Annotated in this window: 3 protein-coding genes; all 3 read right to left on the bottom strand. The window is 70.7% G+C overall.

Annotated elements, in window-relative coordinates:
- Window positions 1-65 precede the first annotated feature (65 nt).
- Window positions 66-1,241, bottom strand: coding sequence for a flagellar hook protein FlgE (locus tag Q7F20_RS18430; RefSeq protein WP_305741507.1), 1,176 nt, complete (start codon window positions 1,239-1,241; stop codon window positions 66-68).
- Between the two features lie 49 nt (window positions 1,242-1,290).
- Window positions 1,291-1,725, bottom strand: a complete 435-nt coding sequence (locus Q7F20_RS18425) for a flagellar hook assembly protein FlgD (protein WP_305741506.1) — start codon at window positions 1,723-1,725, stop codon at window positions 1,291-1,293.
- 40 nt (window positions 1,726-1,765) lie between these two features.
- Window positions 1,766-2,270, bottom strand: a 505-nt coding sequence (locus Q7F20_RS18420) for a flagellar hook-length control protein FliK (RefSeq protein WP_305741505.1), incomplete at its 5' end; no start/stop codon positions are given.

Raw genomic sequence — 2,270 nt, 5'->3', positions numbered from 1 at the left:
GGCGGCCCGCCCGCGGCGCCCGCGACGCCCGTGCCGCCCGTGCCGCCCGCGGCGCCCGCGGCGCCCTACCGCTTCAGGTTCGTCAGCTCCTGCAGCACCTCGTCCGAGGTCGTGATGATGCGCGCATTCGCCTGGAACCCGCGCTGCGCCACGATGAGGTTCGTGAACTCCTGCGACAGGTCGACGTTCGACATCTCGAGCGTGCCCGAGGCGAGCTGCCCGACACCGGGCGACCCCGGCGCGCCGACCGAGGCGTTGCCGGAGTTCGCCGTCGCCCGGTAGCCCGATGCTCCGGTCTTCTCGAGGCCGGCCGGGTTCGCGAAGGTCGCCAGGGCGATCCGACCGATGGCGAGCGACGCACCGTTCGAGAACGTCCCGACGACCGTGCCGTCCTTCGAGATCGAGTAGCCCTGCAGGGACCCGGCCTCGTGGCCGTTCTGCGACGAGATCGACGCGGTGTTGAGCGACGCGAAGCCCGTGAGCTGCCGCATGTCGACGGCGATGTTCCCGACGGCGAGCGTGCCACCGGCCGTGAGCTTGCCGTCGGCGCCGAACGTGAGCGACGTCGTCGCCTGGGTGCCCTGGCCGTCGGTCGCGGTGACGTCCCAGCCGGCCGCGGTGCGCTCGTAGGCGATCGACATGGTGTGCTTCGCGCCGGAGGCGTCGTAGACGGTGGCGTCGCGCGTGATGACCGAGCCCACGGCGGTCTCGGACGGCAGGTTGCCGGTCACGCCCGCGGTGGTGGTGCGGACGGCGGGCGCGGCGGCGTCGAGCGGCAGCACGATGTCCGACAGGGCACCGTTCTCGTTGACGACACCGTTCGCGGCCGGGTAGCCCTGCACGATCTTCCCGTCGGCGGTGACGAGGCGACCGTCGGCGTCGAAGTCGAACGCACCGGCGCGGCTGTACACGGTGTCGTTGCCGAGACGGGTGACGAAGAAACCGTCACCCGAGATCATCAGGTCGGTGGCCTTGCCGGTGGCCTGTGCGGAGCCCTGCGCGAAGTTCGTCGAGACGCCGGCGACCTGCACGCCGAGGCCGATCTGCGCCGGGTTCGTGCCGCCGATGCCGGTCTGCGGGCCACCGGCACCCTGGGTCATCTGCGACAGGGTGTCCTGGAAGACCGTCGTCGACGACTTGAACCCCACCGTGTTGACGTTCGCGATGTTGTTGCCGGTGACGTCCAGCATCTGCTGGTGGGAACGGAGGCCGGAGATCCCGGAGTAGAGCGAGCGGAGCATGGTGCGTCCTTTCGTGGAGGTACCGAGGAAGAAGGGGAAGAAGCGGGGGTCAGGAGGTCGTCTTGATGCCGGAGATCACGTCGAGGTTGACCTCCTTCCCGTTCACGGTGACCGTCGGGACGCTCGCCGCGTAGGACACCGCAGTCGCCGTCCCGGTGATCGACGTGCCCGAGGTGGCGTCGGTGTAACTGACCTGCTTGCCGACGAGGTTCGCGGCGGCGATCCGCATCTGCAGCGAGAAGTTCTCGTTCGCCGTCGTGGTCTGGTTGGTGATCTGCTCCATCATCGCGAGCTGCGTCTGCTGGCTGATCATCTGGTTCGTGTCCATCGGCGAGGACGGGTCCTGGTTCTGCAGCTGCGTGACGAGGAGCTTCATGAACACCTCGGAGTCCATCGTCTGCGACCGCGAGCTGCTCTGGTTCGCGGCGAGGGCCGCAGCCTGCGCGGCCTGGTCCACGGTGCCGGTGATGCCGTCGATCGGCATGGTCGTTCCCTTCGTTTCTGCCTGTGCTGGCGGTCGTCGCTCAGGCGAGGACGTCGAGTCCGACGGTGCGGACGGTGGGCGTGTGGGCGGTGCCGGGTGCGCGCGGGGTGAGCCGCGCCTCCTGGACGGTGTCGACGCGTGGACCCGACGGGGTGGGCCGTTCGTCGTGCCCGGAGCGCGTGTCCGGGTGGTTTTGCGAAGACAGGTCGAGGGTGGTCGACAGTCCGGACCCGGCGGCCTCGCGGCGGAGGTCCGGCATGACCTGCCGGACCGCGTCGCGCCCCGCGTCGGAGGCGGCGAACAACTCGACGTGCATCCCGTGCGCCGTGACGTGCGCACGCACCGTCACAGGGCCGAGCGTGTCCGGCGTCACCTGGACAGTGACGACGTGCTCCCCCGGACCCGCCTGCGCGAGCGTGAACACCGGGCGGCTCAGCTGCTGCGCGAGCGGGGCGGGAGCGTTGGCGATGGCCGCACCGGCTGTCGCGGCGGTCGGCGCGGCGGGCGCCGTCGGTGCGGTGGCCGGGACCGCGAAGGCGCCGTCG

This window comes from Curtobacterium sp. A7_M15 (assembly GCF_030705415.1).
Lineage (GTDB): Bacteria > Actinomycetota > Actinomycetes > Actinomycetales > Microbacteriaceae > Curtobacterium.
The sequence above is the reverse complement of the archived record's forward strand: the minus strand, read 5'-3'. Positions and strand labels throughout refer to the sequence as shown.